Raw genomic sequence first — 15,710 nt, forward strand, 5'->3', positions numbered from 1 at the left:
CGAAAGCCACGCGCTTATTTCAGCGCACGTTAGCACTCTCCCCAGGTGAGTGCTAACGCACATCCGGCACCGCCGGATCGAGGAACAGCTCTCACCGTTCTCATTCGAGGAAGAAAAAATGGCAAAGTCGAAGTTCCGCCCGCTTCATGACCGCGTGGTCGTACGCCGGGTCGAATCCGAATCCAAGACCGCCGGCGGGATCATCATCCCGGATACGGCAAAGGAAAAGCCGCAGGAAGGCGAGATCATCGCCGTCGGCTCCGGCGCTCGCGACGAAGCCGGCAAGCTGGTCCCGCTGGACGTCAAGGCCGGCGACCGCATCCTGTTCGGCAAGTGGTCGGGCACCGAAGTCAAGCTCAATGGCGAAGACCTTCTGATCATGAAGGAATCCGACATTATGGGCATCATCGGCTGATCATCGGCCTCACCGTCAACTAATTTCGGGCTTGATCGCAAGCCCCCTGCCAGGAGCTAAAAAATGGCTGCTAAAGACGTAAAATTCTCCCGCGACGCCCGCGAGCGCATGCTGCGCGGCGTCAACATCCTCGCCGACGCAGTGAAGGTCACGCTCGGCCCCAAAGGCCGTAACGTCGTCATCGACAAGTCGTTCGGCGCACCGCGCATCACCAAGGACGGCGTCACCGTCGCCAAGGAAATCGAGCTTGAAGACAAGTTCGAAAACATGGGCGCGCAGATGGTCCGCGAAGTTGCTTCGAAGACCAACGACATCGCCGGCGACGGCACCACGACCGCGACCGTTCTGGCGCAGTCGATCGTCCAGGAAGGCCACAAGGCCGTTGCCGCCGGCATGAACCCGATGGATCTGAAGCGCGGCATCGATCTGGCCGTCACCGAAGTCGTTGCGGCTCTCGGCAAGGCTGCCAAGAAGATCAAGACCTCCGAGGAAGTTGCCCAGGTCGGCACGATCTCGGCCAATGGCGACGAGTCGGTCGGCGCCATGATCGCCGAAGCGATGCAGAAGGTCGGCAATGAAGGCGTCATCACGGTTGAGGAAGCCAAGACCGCCGAGACCGAGCTGGAAGTCGTCGAAGGCATGCAGTTCGACCGCGGCTATCTCTCGCCCTACTTCGTCACCAACGCCGACAAGATGGTTGCCGAGCTCGAGGACGTCTACATCCTCCTGCACGAGAAGAAGCTGTCCAACCTCCAGGCCATGCTGCCGGTTCTCGAAGCCGTCGTGCAGACCTCCAAGCCGCTTCTTATCATCTCGGAAGACGTCGAAGGCGAGGCTCTGGCCACGCTGGTCGTCAACAAGCTGCGCGGCGGCCTGAAGATCGCCGCCGTCAAGGCGCCGGGCTTCGGTGATCGCCGCAAGGCCATGCTGGAAGACATCGCCATCCTGACCGGTGGCCAGGTCATCTCGGAAGACCTCGGCATCAAGCTCGAGAATGTCGGCCTCAACATGCTCGGCCGCGCCAAGAAGGTGTCGATCTCCAAGGAGAACACCACCATCGTCGACGGCGCCGGCAAGAAGGCCGAGATCCAGGGCCGCGTTGCCCAGATCAAGCAGCAGATCGAAGAGACCACGTCGGACTACGACAAGGAGAAGCTGCAGGAACGTCTGGCGAAGCTCGCCGGCGGCGTTGCGGTGATCCGTGTCGGCGGCGCGACGGAAGTCGAAGTCAAGGAAAAGAAGGACCGCGTCGATGACGCCCTCAACGCGACCCGTGCGGCCGTGGAAGAAGGCATCGTTGCAGGCGGCGGCGTCGCTCTCCTGCGCGCTTCGGCCAACATCAAGGTCACCGGCGTCAATGCCGACCAGGCTGCCGGCATCAACATCGTTCGTCGTGCACTGCAGGCTCCGGCCCGTCAGATCGCTTCGAACGCAGGTGCTGAAGCTTCGATCGTTGCCGGCAAGATCCTCGACAACAAGGGCGCGACCTACGGCTACAACGCCCAGACCGGCGAGTATGGCGACATGATCGCCATGGGCATCGTCGACCCGGTCAAGGTCGTTCGTACCGCTCTCCAGGACGCGGCTTCGGTCGCCGGCCTGCTCGTCACCACCGAAGCCATGATCGCGGAGGCTCCCAAGAAGGAGTCTGCTGGCGGCGGCATGCCTGGCGGCATGGGCGGCGGCGGCATGGGCGGCATGGGCGGCATGGATTTCTAATCCAAGCTATCCGGCTTATGCATACGGAAAGGGCGCCGAGAGGCGCCCTTTTTGTTTTGGAAAGCGGATGGTTAGGCGGCGCTGTCCGCCTGCCGCGCAACCTTGCCTGCAAGCACCGCCTGCTCGACAAGCGCCGCCACCTCGTCGGCCACCACCAGCACCGGTGCACGGTCGCGGGTGGCCCTCGCAATCACCATCAGCCCTTCCAGCGAGGATTCGACCAGCAGTGCCAGGGCATGCGCCCGGCGTTCGGGCACTCCTGCCCTGACAAAGGCCTGTCGCAGCAAGCCGATCCATTGCTCGAAAGCCGATCGGCAGAGTTCCGCCAGTTCCGGCACATCGGTGGGTGAATCCAGCACCACCGGCGCGATGGGGCAACCCAGCGAAAAATCATTGTCCTCCAGCATGCGCCCGACCGACTGGTAGATGTGATGGACGGCCACTGCAGGATCGCTCTCGGCTGCCAGTGCTTCGCCCAGCCTTTTCGTGACGTCGGCAACGCTGTTGCGCGTCACCTCGATGACCAGTTGGTCCTTGCCGCCTGGGAAATGAAAATAGAGCGAGCCGCGCGGCGCCCCGCTGGCCCCCAGAATGTCGTTGAGCGAGGTGCCGTGATAGCCGCGCTGCCTGAGCAACAGGCCTGTGGTCTCGAGTATGCGGGTGCGGGTGTCGTTGGCCATGTCAACCTCTGTCAGCAGTGACGCATTATAGGCCTTGCCAAGAATATGACAATCGGTCTATATAATATGTAGATCAGTCTATAGATTATAAGGAGAATGACATGCGCAGCTACCGTCTTGAAGGGTTTGGTGGAACCGAATCCCTGGCGATGCGCGACGAGGCGCGGACGGAACCGAAACCGCATGAGATCGTGGTGCGAGTCCGCGCCGCCTCGCTCAATCGGCGCGACACGATGATCCTTGGCGGCACCTATCCGTTGCCGCCGCGGCAAGGCATCGTGCCGCTGAGCGACGGCGCCGGTGACGTCGTCGCAATCGGCGATGCCGTCACCCGTTTTGCCGTCGGCGACCGCGTCACCGGCAGCTACTTCGCCCGCTGGATCGATGGCCGCATCAATGCCGGTCTGATCGACCAGCTCGGCTGTACGCTGGACGGCATGCTGACTGAGTTTGCCGTGCTCGACGAACAATGGGCGGCGCGACTGCCCGATCATCTGAGCTGGCACGAAGCGGCGACGCTGACCTGCGCCGGCGTGACGGCCTGGAACGCGGTGACCGGGACCCGGATTCCGAAGCCTGGTCAATGGGTTCTCACCATCGGTTCGGGTGGCGTTTCGCTGTTTGCTCTGCAGTTCGCCAAGTTGCTCGGCTGCCGGGTTATCGCCATCACATCGCGCGCGGAGAAGGCCGACAGGCTGCGGGCGCTGGGCGCCGACCTCGTTGTCTCCAGCACCGACATACCGGAATGGGGCGGCTGGGCGCGCGAGCAGACAGGCGGCATCGACCTCGTCGTCGAAACCGGCGGCCCGGCCACCTTCGCGCAGTCGCTGATTGCCAGCACGCTTTATGGACACATCGTGCTGCTGACGCTGCAGGACGCCAGTGGCAGATCGATCGAGATGCCGGCAGCGCTTTATCAGCGCAGCCTCGCCACCATCAGCCGCCTGTTCGTCGGCAGCCGCAGCAATCTCGAGGCCATGCTGCGCGCCGTGTCGCAGCATCGCCTCAAGCCCGTTGTCGACAGGGTCTTCCCCTTTGCCGAAGCCCCCGAAGCGTACCGCCACTTCCAGCAGGGCGACGTGTTCGGGAAGGTTGTCATCGACTGCGCCTGACCCAATTGCCCGCTTTTCAACCCCGAACCAGGAGAACGACCATGACCATCCGTGAAGCTTCCGCAGAATGGCAAGGCACGCTGAAGGAAGGCGGCGGCCGTCTGCGGCTTGGCAGCGGCGTCTTCGAAGGCGCCTATTCCTTTCCGTCGCGGTTCGAGAACGGTCCGGGCACCAATCCCGAAGAGCTGATCGGGGCAGCACATGCCGGCTGCTTCTCGATGGCGCTGACCTTCATCCTCGGCCAGGAAGGCCACGTCGCCCGCACCATCCGCACCGTCGCCAAGGTGCATCTCGGCGCGACCGCCGCCGGGCCGACGATCACCCGCATCGAGCTCGAAACGGAGGCGGAGGTCACGGATCTCGCCGAAGACGAGTTCGAACGCCTGGCGCAGTCGGCCAAGGCGACTTGCCTCGTCTCGCGCGCCTTGGCCGGCGTGCCTCAGATCACCCTAAAGGCCGTGCTGGTCAAAGCCGTCAAAGATCAATGAAACCGGGAGAATATGATGAAACAGGAGCTTATCATGGACGCAGCCGGGAATGATTTGTCCCGGCAGACGGCCGAGATCATGCATCGCTTCAACGATGTGTTCCAGCTGCACGATCCGTCCGCGCTTGCCGAGTTGGTGGCGCAGGATTGCGTTATCGAAAACACCGTGCCGGCGCCGGACGGCGCCCGCCATGCCGGCAAAGAGGCGTGCATTGACCTATGGTCGGCGATCGCCACCCAGCCCGGCACGCGCTTCGACCTCGAGGAAACCTTCGTCGCCGGTGAACGGGCGACGATCCGCTGGCGCTACTTCATGGCCGACGGCAACTCCATCCGCGGCGTCAACCTGATGCGTGTCGCGGACGAGCTGATCGTCGAGGCGATGGGTTACGTCAAAGGATAGAAGCGTTGCCCGGCACTCCCGTTCCCAGCCCGGAATCTCGCTCAAGTCGAGTTTCCGGGCCGGTTTTCTGGTCACTGGATGACGCGGTGCAGCTTCACCGTGGTGCTGGGACTGTTCTGGATGGTCTGGAAGATCACGCAATAGCGATCCGTGAGTTCGAGCAGTTGGTCGAGCTGACTTTGGGGAGCGTCGGTGTCGATGTCGAACCGCAAGCGGATTTCCTTGAAGCCGACTGGAACACCCGCAGTCACGCCGAGCGTGCCGCGAAGATCGACGTCACCTTCCGCGGAAACTTCGGCGGACCTGATCGGAATTTCGAGCACGGCCGCCGCCGCGCGCATCGAGACACCGGCGCATGCGATCAGCGCCTCCAGCAGCATGTCGCCGGAGCACAGTTCCTGGCCGCTGCCCCCGGCCATCGGATGGATGCCGGCAAGCGCCAGCCCGCGTCCGGTCTCGACCTGGCAGGTGACGGTGGACGCGTCGGCGACGCCTTTGGCCTTCAAGGTGAGGAACGCGGCCTTCGCATCCCTGCGATAGAGATCCTTGATCGGCTCCTGCGTGGCGCGAAATGTTGCGATTTCCATGAACAATCTCCTGTCTTGAATTGTCGTTGTCAAAAATGGCGAGCAGTGGCCGGGCACCCTTATTCCGGCACCGCGATGCCGGAGCCGCCGAGCTCAGCCGGAAAGTCCCTGAGCTTGGGCAGCCCGTCCTTCATCGGCAGCACGGTCTCAGCGTAGTTGACGTGAACCCCAGGCGTGAATTTCACGCCTGGTATCGTTGCCGCATAGACATCGACCAGGCCGAGCGGCGGATGAACGGTCATCAGATGACCACCGCATTTCGTGCAGAACTGGCGATCGCTCATTTCGGTCTTCTCGAACCCGGACAGGAACTCCGCGCCCCCGGTGACCTTGACGTTCTGAGGCTTCCACAGCGTGAATGCGTTCACGGGAGACGCCGACCACGATCGACAAGAACCGCAATGGCAATAGCCCATTGCCTCGGCGGCTCCGTGCACTTCGATTTCCACGGCGCCGCAAAAACACCCGCCCTTATGTACCGTCATGACTTTTGTCCCTGGTTGGTTTCGACAGCACTCAGCGCCCACTCTCGGCAGCGCTTGAGCACCGGTGCAGGTTTAGGAGTTCTGGCCGCGAACTGAATGATACGGCGTCCGCCTCGCTTGACAGCGCGTCCGGAACTCGAAAGGGATGGCTCACCGGCTAGCCGGGTGCGGGACGAAACGGAATGGCCGGGGATGCTCTGTCTGACCTGTTGAGGACGGTACGCCTTACCGGCGCGACGTTTTTTGACATTGAGGGCCACGAGCCGTGGGCCGTCTGCTCGCCGGCGCCATCGTCCATCCTGCCGAAGATCCTGCCCGGTGCGGACCATCTGATCTCCTACCATGTGGTAACGGCCGGTCGCTGCTTCGCGCGCATCGTCGGCCAGGAAGCGATCGCGCTGGAGGCCGGCGAAGTCGTCGTCTTCACCAGGAGCGACCCGCATATTATGTCCAGCAATCCGGCGCTGCGCGCCGATCCCCCGACAGCCGACGTTCTCGACATCGCAACAGCCGGCCGGATGCCGTTTTACATCAACTGCGCCGGCGACGGCGCGACCTCGGCCAGGCTGGTTTGCGGCTATCTCGCCTGTGATGCACAGCCTTTCAATCCACTGCTCGAGGCTTTGCCGCCGGTGATCAAGGCCGGAGATGCCAAAGGCGATGGCGGCTGGCTCAGCCAGTTCATCAACCTGGCTGTCACGGAGGTGGCGCAAAAGCGCGCAGGCAGTGAAACGGTGCTCACCAAACTGAGCGAACTGATGTTTGTCGACGTGTTGCGCCGTTACTTGGAATCGCTGCCGCCACAAACCACGGGATGGCTGGCTGGCCTGCGCGATCTGCACCTGGCGAGGGCACTGGCGCTGATCCACGACCGGCCGGCGCATAACTGGACGGTGGAGGCGCTGGCGAAGGACTCCGCGCTGTCGCGCAGCGTGCTCGCCGAACGCTTCACCAGGCTGGTCGGCATGCCGCCAATGCATTATCTCGCCAAATGGCGCATGCAGATCGCCTCGGAACTGCTCAGCGCCGGCTCCAGCAACATGGCCAGCATCGCCGCTGAAATCGGCTACGAATCCGAGGCAGCGTTCAGCCGCGCCTTCAAGAAGATGATCGGCCTTCCGCCCTCGGCCTGGCGTCTAGGCATCCGGACCGGATCCGGAACCGACGAAGAGTAGGCCGAGGCCTGGCAGCTCCTGTTCTATCGATCAGCCAGCGCCAGCTTGGCGCCGAGCATGACAAAGGCGCCGGCGAAGGTGCGGCGCATCCAGGTCAGCACCATCGGCCGCGACACGACATGGCTGCGGATCGAGGCCGCAAAGATCCCGTAAGCGACGAAGACGACGAAGGTCAGCAGCATGAAGACGCTCGAGAGTTCGAGCATCTTGGCAAATGCGTTCGGTTCGGTCGTGCTGACGAATTGCGGCAGGAAGGCAAAGAAGAAGATCGACAGCTTCGGGTTCAGGATGTTGATCAGGATACCGGAGGTGATGACCTTGGCTGCCGAGCGGGGTGCCGCGTTTTCATCGACGCTCAGGCCGCCCTTCTCCTTCAGCGTGTTCCAGGCCATGTAGAGGAGATAGGCGACGCCGAGATATTTCAGCGTCTCGAAGGCGACAGCACTTGTGTGCAGCAGCGCCGCCAGGCCGGTGATGGCGGCGGCCATATGCGGGATGATGCCAAGCGTGCAGCCGAATGCAGCAGTGATCGAGGCGCGCGCGCCTCGCGAAAGCCCGGCGCTCAGCGTGTAGAGAACGCCGGTGCCGGGCGAAGCCACGACGATCAGCGACGTCAACAGGAATTCGATGCTCATGGTTCCTCCAACGCCCTGCCCGTGGTGGAAGCTATCGGGGGATGTGGGATCAGGCAAGGTGGGCGTCGACTAGATCGTTGGCATCCCGTGCGCCTTGCGCGCCATCAGGCAATCGTCGCCGCCAGGCATGCAGGCGTGGCAGACGTCCGGGCGGATCTCGTAGATGCCGCAGGCCGTGTGCTTGCCGATCTCGCCCGTAAGCGCCGAACAGCGCACGCCTTCGCAGCGCATCCCGGACAGGTCGGCGGACACGAACTTTTCCGGAATCCGGTCAAGTTGCGCATCGTCCTCGGTCGAGAAGCGCGGCCATTCGGCCGAGTAGGAGCAGCAGGCGCCGCAGCTCTGGCAATCGAAAACCGGCTGGTCGTCCTGTTTTGACGAACGGATATCCCTGGCGGCCAACGCGACCAGCCCAGGCGCTGCGAGATTGCGATCGGCTTGGTGCGGCAAGGCGCTATTTCTTCTTGCCTGCCTTGCCCTTGGGCGTGGCGGCTGGCGCCTCGAACAGATCGGTCGCCGACGGTTCGGCGGCCTTCGGCGCGGCAGCGGGCTTGGCCTGCTTTGCTGTGGCAGCAGCCGGCGCTGCCGGCTGGTCCTTGGTGGAAAACTTTATGGCCATGTCAGTCCTCGTCGGAAAAGCGGGATGATGGTGCGCGCGGATTGCGCAAGCGGCCGATCAGCGCCGAGACCGCTGTGATGTTCATTTCCTCGGGCGACCAGTTCCTCGCCTCGGCAATGTGGTGCGCCGCCAGTTCGCGATGCGTGCTGCCGCTATAGGCGGCATCCTGGTAGGTCACGCGCTCCTGGGTCTTTTTGTCCTCGCGGACATATTCGACCAGATAGTTCGGGGCTTCGGCACGGCCGCGCACGCCGACGCGCACCTGGGCATCGCCATGCGCGCGCTTGCAGCGCTCGAGCTTTTCCAGCACACGGCGGACATATTCGACCGGCTTGTCCAGGCCCGGGACCATGGACGCTATGGTCGCATCGGCATCGATCGGCGTCGGCGGTACGCGCTTGGTGGCCATCAGCGTTTGCCTGCCCGCTTCGGCAGCGCCGCAAGGGCTGCGGCCGCTGCCATGTCGTCGGCTTCCTTTTCCTTGCGCAGTTCGCGCAAGCGCGCGGTCTTGGCTTCGCGAGCCTCGCTGACGGCATCACGCTCGGACAGGATGCGGTTGAGTGACATCGACTGGGTTTGCGTCTTGCTGAACAGCGAGCCGGCCTGGTCGGCAGTCTTGGATTGAGTGGTCAAAACTTTCTCCTGTCGGGAGCCTGGTGCCGATAGAGCGAGAGCGGTCTTCGATTACGACCAAAGCAATACGGCAGCGGGGCAGTATGGGCGGTTCAGATTGCTGGATCGTCCCTTAGCACGTTCCGGCCGGCGTGCGGCGCACTTTTAGCGGCATGACGCACAAAATGAAAAAGGCCAGGCACCGCCTGACCTTCCATGAAAGCGCCGCGCATCCAGTTGGATGCGCAAGGCGCTCCTTTCAGCCTTTCATCGGTGCCAGTACATCCGTGGTCACCGGAAGGCCGAATTCCTTATCAGGCCGCCTTCAACTGGTCGGCGGACATCTTGCCCGACTTGTTGTCGCGGGTCATCTCGTAGCCGAGCTTCTGGCCCTCGACGATGTCACGCATGCCGGCGCGCTCTACGGCCGAGATGTGGACAAAAACGTCGGCGGAGCCGTCGTCAGGCTGAATAAAACCAAAACCTTTGGTGGCGTTGAACCATTTCACTGTGCCGGTGGCCATGAAGAACCCTTTCCCTGGCAAATATTCGTTCACCATCGTGCGACTGCACAACAGCGTTTTGTCTCGATTTTTGATGGGGAAGTTCGTCAAAGGCGCGCATCATGCGCGGATAACAAAAGTCGGTCAAACAAATATCGACATGTTTCTTATAGACTTCTTTTAGCGCCGAGTCAATTTCTGGTTGGCCGGAGCCCAAATTCAACCTGAGGGTGCCTGAGGCATAAGCCTCAACTGACGAGGTGGCGGAGCTCGAGGCGTTCCAAAAAATATTCCACGCCCCGGAACCAGTCGCAAGCCGGCGCATTTCCGTGGTGTCAGCAATTCAGAGAGCAATCTCGGTAATGCTGGCAAAAGAACGCCTCCCGCACATTAAACGGTGCGAGAGGCGTTCTTGTAAGTGCCGTTGTCTGACGCAATTCCCAAGGGAAAACCGTTTCACACTTTCCTTAAACTCACGCTGGCGGCCTACAGGATCGCGCTGATCAGCGGCAGGATCTCGTAGTGGAAACCGCGGCCGGAGCTCGACACCGGATCGCCGTCGGTGACCGCTCTTGCCTCGGCTTCGCTGCCGACACGCAGGATCAGCAGACTCCAAGGGCCGGCCGGGTCGGCGACCGGCCCGGCGAGGATCATGGTGCCCTCGGCAAGCTTGCCGCGCAGATAGTCGGCATGCCGGCCCATCAACTCCCTCTCCTCCTCCGTCAGGGTGAAGGCGAAGTCCGGCCGAGGCGGGATCAGCCGGCAGTGGAAGATTGTTGGCGCGGTAGTCTCACGCGGTCCATCATTGCTGGCCATCGGTCACTCACCGTGATGTCATTAGTGGTCCTATTCGTCCGGGCCGGGTTCCGGCCAGGTCTCCTTCGCTGCTTCCGCATACCAGTGCCGCATCGCCGGCGTTGCCAACACGGCGTCGACATAGGCGCGTGTATCCGGCGCCAGTTCGCCGCCATAGGTGTCGAATCGGGTGACAACAGGTGCATACATGGCATCGGCCGCGGTGAAATGACCGAACAGGAAGGGGCCGCCCTTGCCGTATTGTTCCCGGCACTGGCGCCAGATCGTTTCGATGCGCGCGCGCTGCATTTCGCCTTCGGCGTCGAGCGGCTTGTGGGCCTTCGGCCGGCGCAAATTCATCGGCCAGCCATAGCGCACCTCGCGAAAGCCGGAATGCATCTCGGTCGCCACCGAGCGGGCCAGCGCTCGGGCGCCGATATCCTGAGGCCAAAGCTTTTTCTCCGGAAACAGGTCGGCCAGATATTCAAGGATGGCAAGGGTTTCCCAGACAATCCTGCCATTGTGATTCAACACTGGCACAAGGCCGGTGGGCGAGACTTTCGCCAGAGCGGCAAAGGTTTCGGGCGTGCGCAGGCGCACGAAACCTTCCTCGAAAGGGATCTCCAGATGCTTCATCGCCACCCATGGCCTCAGCGACCAGGACGAAAAGCACTTGTTGGCGATGATGAGCGTAAATTCAGCCAAGGCGGTCTCCCCAAAATTTCGTCACACTAGTCACACGATACGACGCGGCAAAGCGTTTCGGCGACCATATAAGCGACCATATGCGACGATGATCGGCCGCCCAGGGAACCTAAGCCAAGCCGGCCCGTTTGCCTCCTGCGAAGGGATCCCCGGAAACCCCAGGAGATGTAAAGATGGTGAACAAGGATCAGGTTGCCGGCGTGGCCAAGCAGGTCAAGGGCTCGGTCAAGGAGGCCGGCGGCAAGGCGACCGGCAACAGGCAGACCCAGGCCGAAGGCACGGCCGACAAGACCGCCGGCAAGGTGCAGAAGGTCTATGGCGACGTGAAGGACAAGATCAAAAAGGCGCTCTGATTCGATCTTGCAGGCAATGAGGAAGGCGGCTCAAGGCCGCCTTTTTCTTGTCAGACGCTGAGGCTTTTGCTGAAGGCGCTGGTGAACTTGACCTCGCCGTGGTCGCCGGCCGCCTCGCCCAGCACCACGTCCATGCTGTCCCCGGTTACCCTCACCAGCGCGAAGCCACCCAAATAGGCAGCCTTCGGCTTGAACAGGTCGAGGCCATCGCTGTTGTAGATCATCGGCACTTCGTGCTGATGGCCATGGAAGATGGCGATGACATTGTAGCCCTTCAGCGCCGCCAGCATCGCCTGGCGGTCGGCCTCGCTCCACCAATGCGGCGCGCCTGCGCCGTCATCGTCATAGGTGCGCTTGGCCGGGTCCCAGCGCTCGACCGAGAAAGTGTCCCAGCCATAGTGCTGGAACAGGATGACGGGACGGCCATCCGCCGCGTAGGTCGCCAGATCCTGCTTCAGCCACGGCAGGCTGCTCACCGCGCCATGGCCGGTGTCGCCGGCAAAGCGGTGGGTCTGGACGAGATGCAGGCCGCCCCAGTCCCAGGAATAGCAGTCGGTGTCGACATCGTATTCGGTGGCCGGCACCGGGGGCTTGAAGAACACGCCGGGGCGATGGTTGACCTCGACATAGTCGCGCAATTCGCGCCGGTACCAGTCGACGTGCGGCGGCGAGCCGTTCTGGTCGAGATCGTGGTTGCCGAGGCCGACATAGACCGGCATGTGCACGCGATCGGGACCGACGCCCTGTTGATAGCGCTGGCTGAACTGCAACAGTTGCGTGCCTTCGCTGGGCTCGGTGATCTGGCCGCCGCCATCGTCGGTGATGTCGCCGCCGACAACGAGGCCGAGCGGCGCATCGATGCGGCCGCCGGCCGAACGCAGGCGGGTTGCAACGCCATCGATCTCGACTGGCCATTGCCGGCCGGCCAAGCCATTGAGGACAGCGACATTGCGCAACAGCGCGGCATCGGTCTTGCCTTCCTCCAGGCAGTTGGGGCTGAGGCCGCTCGACATGCGGCAGGCATGGACATCGGCGATGAACAGAAAGGTGGCGTCGATGGGCTGGATGCGCTTGCCGGTCTGGCCAAGCGCGGCGCGCGGCAGCATGCCAGCCATGGCAAGGCCGGCTGCCTGTGCGAGGAAATTGCGACGGGAGAGGACGAGCTTGCGATTCATGACCTGAAATTCAGCACAGCCGGCGCCCCACCGTCCAGTTGCCAGGAATGGCAGGTCGACACGGCACTGAGGCTCTGGCATTTCTTGGGTCATGCTGGCGCGCAGCAAATACAAGCAGAGGGGAGGATTTCATGAGAGCCGTTTCGATAGGCGTGGTGCTGGCTGGGTTGCTGCCGGCGGCTGCGGTGCATGCCGCCGATTGTGTCGACGCAAAATCGGCCAAGGCCGGCTTCGTTCTGGAAATGCCCGGCGTCCGCAGCGAGTTTCGGCCGGTGGCCGGCGGCATGGTCTCCGTTGCCAACACCTACGAATCGCAATCGCCGCAGACACAGTTCCTGTTTGCCGGCCTGGTCGAAGTGTTTCGCGACAGCGATACCGGACGGGTGGCGACGATCCCGTTTTCCGATCTGCGAAAACTGTTTCCGCTGAAGACGGGAGCCAAGAGCACGATCGAATTCGTCGAGCTGTCGCCGAACAAGCAGCCGAAGAGCACCAAGACGCTGAGCCTGGTCGTCAAGGGCAAGGAGACGTTCAGTGTCGGCGGCTGCAAATACAACGTGCTGGCGGTCACGGAGACCTTCAAGAACGGCGCCGGCGAAACGCTGGACACATTTACCGCGCTTTATGCGCCTGATCTGCAAGCGTCCCTCGCCCGGCGCTACGACGAAGGGACCAGCGCGGAATCGGTGAACGGTTACGAGACGATCAAGCCGCTTTCCAACTAGAACAGCGCAGTTCCGGCCTCAAGGTTTTCCCGGCCGCAGCAGGATCCTGCTACGCCGCTTCGCTCTGCTCGGGAATGGCGGCGTTGAGCTACCCTGAAGTTCGGCCAGGCAATCGCGCAGCACGCTGGCATCCTGTGCCGCCTTGGCCATCGACATGGCGCCGGAATAGGCGGCGATGGCGAGTGCCGCAAAGCGCTCGGGGTCGGTGCCCTGCTCCCTCCCCGACTGCTGGTCGGCTCGCACCTTGTCGGCAACCGCCTGACGCCATCCGGCAAAGATATCGTCCAGAGCGGCGCGGAAATCCGGGTCAGCGAGCGACAGTTCATGCGCCAGATTGTTGAGCGGACAGCCGCGCACGAAGCCTTGCTGCTCAAGCTCGGTCGCCACCGCCTCGAACACCGCGCGCACGCCTTCGCGCGCCGAGCCTGCCGCCCGTACAGGGTTGATCCAGGTTTCATCGAGGGCCGCTGCCACGCGCTCCTCGATCACCGCCAGAGCGAGCGCCTTCTTCGTCGGGAAATGATGATGCAGCGCGCCGCCGCTGACGCCTGCGGTCGTCATCAGCTCGCCAAGGGCGGATGCATGATAGCCACGCGCCTGGAACGACGCTTCGGCGATATCGAGCACCTTGTTGCGCAGCCCTTCGGGATCGTTGGTGCGTTTTCGCGGCGGCCCTTTCGGAGCCCGAGCAATCTCTGCTGACATTTGCCAACGATAGCAGATTGACAAAACAGGACAACCGGTCTGTTTTAACCGGATGATCATCCTGTTTTTTGGAGACGACACAATGACCGTACCCCTGAATGCGCCTGCGGCGGCAAAACTGCTCGCTTCGCCTGTCGTCGAGTTGCGGCAGTACACGCTGAAGCCGGGCCGGCGCGAGACGCTGATCGACATCTTCGACAGTCGGTTCATCGAAGGCCAGGAACACGCCGGCATGACCATCATCGGACAGTTCCGCGACCTCGACCGCCCCGACATATTCGTCTGGCTGCGCGGCTTCGGTGGCATGGAAGCGCGGAAGCAGGCGCTCACCGCCTTCTATGACGGGCCGGTGTGGACGGCGCACCGCGACGCCGCCAATGCGACGATGATCGATTCCGACGATGTACTGCTCTTGAAGCCGGCATGGCCAGGCGCCGGCTTCGATCTGTCAGGCGCGCAGCGAGGCGCCATGCCGCCGGATGGAAAGCTGAGAGCAGACAATCGCTTGACCGGTGTTGTTGTCATCCAGATTCATCATCTGCGGTCTGGCGCCGAAGCCGATTTCGCCGGCAATTTCGACACATATGCCCTTCCGGTCCTTATCGGCGCCGGCGGACGGTTGCTTGGCGCCTTCATCACCGAGCACGCCGAAAACAGCTTTCCCCGCCTGCCGGTGCGCTTGAGCGAAAACGTCTTTATCGCGGTGACGGGTTTCAACAGTCCCGAGGCGCATGCCAATTACGAAGCCGCAGTTGCCGCTTCGCTCCAATGGCAAGCGGCCGATGTGACCTGGCGGACCGAAACCTTGCGCCTGACGCCGACGTCGCAGTCGCTGCTGCGGTAACCGGATCGGCACGCGGCCAACCGAAGTTCATACTGAGCGATAGGCCGGCGGCTTGACCGCCCTCGCCGATCGGCATTGCCTTCGTGACGCGGGCAACAGCGAGAGCATTCGATGCGACTTGGCCTTCAATGAGACTTTCTGGCAAGCGAGCACTGGTGACCGGCGGCTCGGACGGCATCGGCCTGGCGATATCGGAAGCTTTCTTGCGCGAGGGCGCCGACGTGCTGATCGTCGGTCGCGACACCAGCAAGCTCGAGACCGCCCGCGAGACACTTGCGGCGGCGGGCAACGTCGGCACCCAGTCGGCCGATCTCTCGACCTCTTCCGGCATCGATGCCGTGGTCGATCGCGCGAAAGCAACCGGCCCACTCGACATCCTCGTCAACAATGCCGGCGTCGCTTATCTGGTGCCTTTCGAGACCGTCACCGAGCACCAATTCCAGCAATCCTTCGCGCTCAATGTGACGGCGGCGTTCTTCCTTACCCAGCGGCTGCTGCTGCATCTCGGCGCCAACGCCTCCGTCATCAACATCTCGTCCTACTTCGCCGACAAGATGATCCCGAAGCGGCCGTCGAGCCTGTATTCCTTGTCCAAGGGCGCGCTGAATTCGCTGACCAAGTCGCTGGCCTTCGAGCTTGGTCCGGGCGGCATCAGGGTCAATGCGATTGCGCCCGGCACGGTCGATACCGCCATGCGGCGCAAGTCGATCGACAACCTGCCGGCGGCAGCGCAGGCCGAGCTGAAAACCTATGTCGAGCGCAGCTACCCGCTCGGCCGCATCGGCCAGACCAGCGATCTTCCGGCATCGCCGTCTATCTCGCCAGCGACGAGGCGGCGTGGACCAGCGGCGGCATTTTCGCGATCGATGGCGGGTATACGGCGGGGTGACCGTTTGGACGGCCCTCTGCCTCGAACAAGCGGGCACTTGACCAAACTTCCGATACCGCGTCTGTCTGCAGATTGAGCAATGCTTCA

The 15,710-nt window shown here is 62.7% G+C and carries 23 protein-coding genes; 10 read left to right on the forward strand and 13 right to left on the reverse strand.

Annotated features, from left to right (window positions below):
* Window positions 1-118 precede the first annotated feature (118 nt).
* Window positions 119-415, forward strand: a complete 297-nt coding sequence (gene groES, locus NL532_RS22530) for a co-chaperone GroES (RefSeq protein ID WP_006203049.1) — start codon at window positions 119-121, stop codon at window positions 413-415.
* Window positions 416-478: 63 nt separating this feature from the next.
* Window positions 479-2,134 carry a chaperonin GroEL gene (gene groL, locus NL532_RS22535; protein ID WP_023709705.1) on the forward strand — a complete coding sequence of 552 codons (1,656 nt, stop codon included), beginning with the start codon at window positions 479-481 and terminating at the stop codon, window positions 2,132-2,134.
* 71 nt (window positions 2,135-2,205) lie between these two features.
* Here groL and NL532_RS22540 read toward each other — a convergent pair whose 3' ends face one another.
* Window positions 2,206-2,814, reverse strand: a complete 609-nt coding sequence (locus NL532_RS22540) for a TetR/AcrR family transcriptional regulator (RefSeq protein WP_023828903.1) — start codon at window positions 2,812-2,814, stop codon at window positions 2,206-2,208.
* A gap of 101 nt (window positions 2,815-2,915) precedes the next feature.
* Here NL532_RS22540 and NL532_RS22545 point away from each other — a divergent pair, with 101 nt between their 5' ends.
* From NL532_RS22545 to NL532_RS22555, 3 genes are read left to right on the forward strand one after another with little or no spacing between them, the layout of a single operon-like run.
* Window positions 2,916-3,926, forward strand: coding sequence for a zinc-dependent alcohol dehydrogenase family protein (locus NL532_RS22545; RefSeq protein WP_023828902.1), 1,011 nt, complete (start codon window positions 2,916-2,918; stop codon window positions 3,924-3,926).
* A gap of 41 nt (window positions 3,927-3,967) precedes the next feature.
* Window positions 3,968-4,414 (forward strand): OsmC family peroxiredoxin, encoded by a 447-nt coding sequence (locus NL532_RS22550; protein ID WP_023689922.1) that lies wholly within the window; start codon window positions 3,968-3,970, stop codon window positions 4,412-4,414.
* Window positions 4,415-4,429: 15 nt separating this feature from the next.
* On the forward strand, window positions 4,430-4,816 hold the full coding sequence (locus NL532_RS22555) for a nuclear transport factor 2 family protein (RefSeq protein ID WP_023828901.1): 387 nt from the start codon (window positions 4,430-4,432) through the stop codon (window positions 4,814-4,816).
* Between the two features lie 71 nt (window positions 4,817-4,887).
* Here the strand turns inward: NL532_RS22555 and NL532_RS22560 are convergent, their stop codons facing one another.
* Entirely contained in the window at window positions 4,888-5,403 is a 516-nt protein-coding gene (locus NL532_RS22560; RefSeq protein ID WP_023684308.1) for an OsmC family protein, read from the reverse strand.
* 59 nt (window positions 5,404-5,462) lie between these two features.
* Window positions 5,463-5,888 carry a GFA family protein gene (locus tag NL532_RS22565; protein WP_023715197.1) on the reverse strand — a complete coding sequence of 142 codons (426 nt, stop codon included), beginning with the start codon at window positions 5,886-5,888 and terminating at the stop codon, window positions 5,463-5,465.
* A gap of 182 nt (window positions 5,889-6,070) precedes the next feature.
* On the opposite strand from NL532_RS22565, the gene NL532_RS22570 reads away from it, so the two are divergent.
* Window positions 6,071-7,063 carry an AraC family transcriptional regulator gene (locus tag NL532_RS22570; RefSeq protein WP_023828900.1) on the forward strand — a complete coding sequence of 331 codons (993 nt, stop codon included), beginning with the start codon at window positions 6,071-6,073 and terminating at the stop codon, window positions 7,061-7,063.
* A gap of 23 nt (window positions 7,064-7,086) precedes the next feature.
* Here NL532_RS22570 and NL532_RS22575 read toward each other — a convergent pair whose 3' ends face one another.
* From NL532_RS22575 to NL532_RS22610, 8 genes are all read right to left on the reverse strand, one after another.
* Complete coding sequence (locus NL532_RS22575; protein WP_023689918.1) at window positions 7,087-7,698, reverse strand: LysE family translocator; 612 nt, start codon at window positions 7,696-7,698, stop codon at window positions 7,087-7,089.
* A gap of 69 nt (window positions 7,699-7,767) precedes the next feature.
* Window positions 7,768-8,148 carry a YkgJ family cysteine cluster protein gene (locus NL532_RS22580; protein WP_023715196.1) on the reverse strand — a complete coding sequence of 127 codons (381 nt, stop codon included), beginning with the start codon at window positions 8,146-8,148 and terminating at the stop codon, window positions 7,768-7,770.
* Between the two features lie 4 nt (window positions 8,149-8,152).
* Window positions 8,153-8,317 carry a hypothetical protein gene (locus tag NL532_RS22585; RefSeq protein ID WP_023671505.1) on the reverse strand — a complete coding sequence of 55 codons (165 nt, stop codon included), beginning with the start codon at window positions 8,315-8,317 and terminating at the stop codon, window positions 8,153-8,155.
* Between the two features lies 1 nt (window position 8,318).
* Window positions 8,319-8,726: a hypothetical protein gene (locus NL532_RS22590; protein WP_023671504.1), complete on the reverse strand. Its 408-nt coding sequence runs from the start codon at window positions 8,724-8,726 to the stop codon at window positions 8,319-8,321.
* Window positions 8,726-8,950, reverse strand: coding sequence for a hypothetical protein (locus NL532_RS22595; protein WP_023671503.1), 225 nt, complete (start codon window positions 8,948-8,950; stop codon window positions 8,726-8,728). Before NL532_RS22595 ends, NL532_RS22590 begins: the two co-directional genes overlap by 1 nt.
* Before the next feature lie 293 nt (window positions 8,951-9,243).
* Window positions 9,244-9,453, reverse strand: coding sequence for a cold-shock protein (locus NL532_RS22600; RefSeq protein WP_023671502.1), 210 nt, complete (start codon window positions 9,451-9,453; stop codon window positions 9,244-9,246).
* Between the two features lie 465 nt (window positions 9,454-9,918).
* The gene (locus tag NL532_RS22605; RefSeq protein ID WP_023715194.1) at window positions 9,919-10,248 is read right to left on the reverse strand and encodes a YciI family protein; all 330 of its coding nucleotides are present in this window, start codon (window positions 10,246-10,248) and stop codon (window positions 9,919-9,921) included.
* Window positions 10,249-10,278: 30 nt separating this feature from the next.
* Window positions 10,279-10,932, reverse strand: coding sequence for a glutathione S-transferase family protein (locus NL532_RS22610; RefSeq protein ID WP_023821198.1), 654 nt, complete (start codon window positions 10,930-10,932; stop codon window positions 10,279-10,281).
* A 173-nt stretch (window positions 10,933-11,105) separates the two neighbouring features.
* On the opposite strand from NL532_RS22610, the gene NL532_RS22615 reads away from it, so the two are divergent.
* Window positions 11,106-11,285 (forward strand): CsbD family protein, encoded by a 180-nt coding sequence (locus NL532_RS22615; protein ID WP_023671498.1) that lies wholly within the window; start codon window positions 11,106-11,108, stop codon window positions 11,283-11,285.
* A gap of 50 nt (window positions 11,286-11,335) precedes the next feature.
* Here the strand turns inward: NL532_RS22615 and NL532_RS22620 are convergent, their stop codons facing one another.
* The gene (locus tag NL532_RS22620; protein WP_023828899.1) at window positions 11,336-12,460 is read right to left on the reverse strand and encodes a metallophosphoesterase; all 1,125 of its coding nucleotides are present in this window, start codon (window positions 12,458-12,460) and stop codon (window positions 11,336-11,338) included.
* Between the two features lie 131 nt (window positions 12,461-12,591).
* Between NL532_RS22620 and NL532_RS22625 the strand changes: the two genes are divergently transcribed.
* On the forward strand, window positions 12,592-13,185 hold the full coding sequence (locus tag NL532_RS22625) for a hypothetical protein (RefSeq protein WP_023671496.1): 594 nt from the start codon (window positions 12,592-12,594) through the stop codon (window positions 13,183-13,185).
* Between the two features lie 18 nt (window positions 13,186-13,203).
* On the opposite strand, the gene NL532_RS22630 is transcribed toward NL532_RS22625, so the two are convergent.
* Window positions 13,204-13,890, reverse strand: coding sequence for a TetR/AcrR family transcriptional regulator (locus NL532_RS22630; protein ID WP_023755902.1), 687 nt, complete (start codon window positions 13,888-13,890; stop codon window positions 13,204-13,206).
* A gap of 82 nt (window positions 13,891-13,972) precedes the next feature.
* Here NL532_RS22630 and NL532_RS22635 point away from each other — a divergent pair, with 82 nt between their 5' ends.
* Both NL532_RS22635 and NL532_RS22640 read left to right on the forward strand, forming a co-directional pair.
* A complete protein-coding gene (locus NL532_RS22635) occupies window positions 13,973-14,734 on the forward strand; it encodes an NIPSNAP family protein (protein ID WP_023828898.1) in 762 nt (253 codons plus the stop codon).
* Window positions 14,735-14,862: 128 nt separating this feature from the next.
* The gene (locus tag NL532_RS22640) at window positions 14,863-15,699 is read left to right on the forward strand and encodes an SDR family NAD(P)-dependent oxidoreductase (protein ID WP_245270241.1); all 837 of its coding nucleotides are present in this window, start codon (window positions 14,863-14,865) and stop codon (window positions 15,697-15,699) included.
* Window positions 15,700-15,710: the final 11 nt, after the last annotated feature.

It is taken from the genome of Mesorhizobium sp. C120A, assembly GCF_030323105.1.
Taxonomy (GTDB): Bacteria; Pseudomonadota; Alphaproteobacteria; order Rhizobiales; family Rhizobiaceae; genus Mesorhizobium.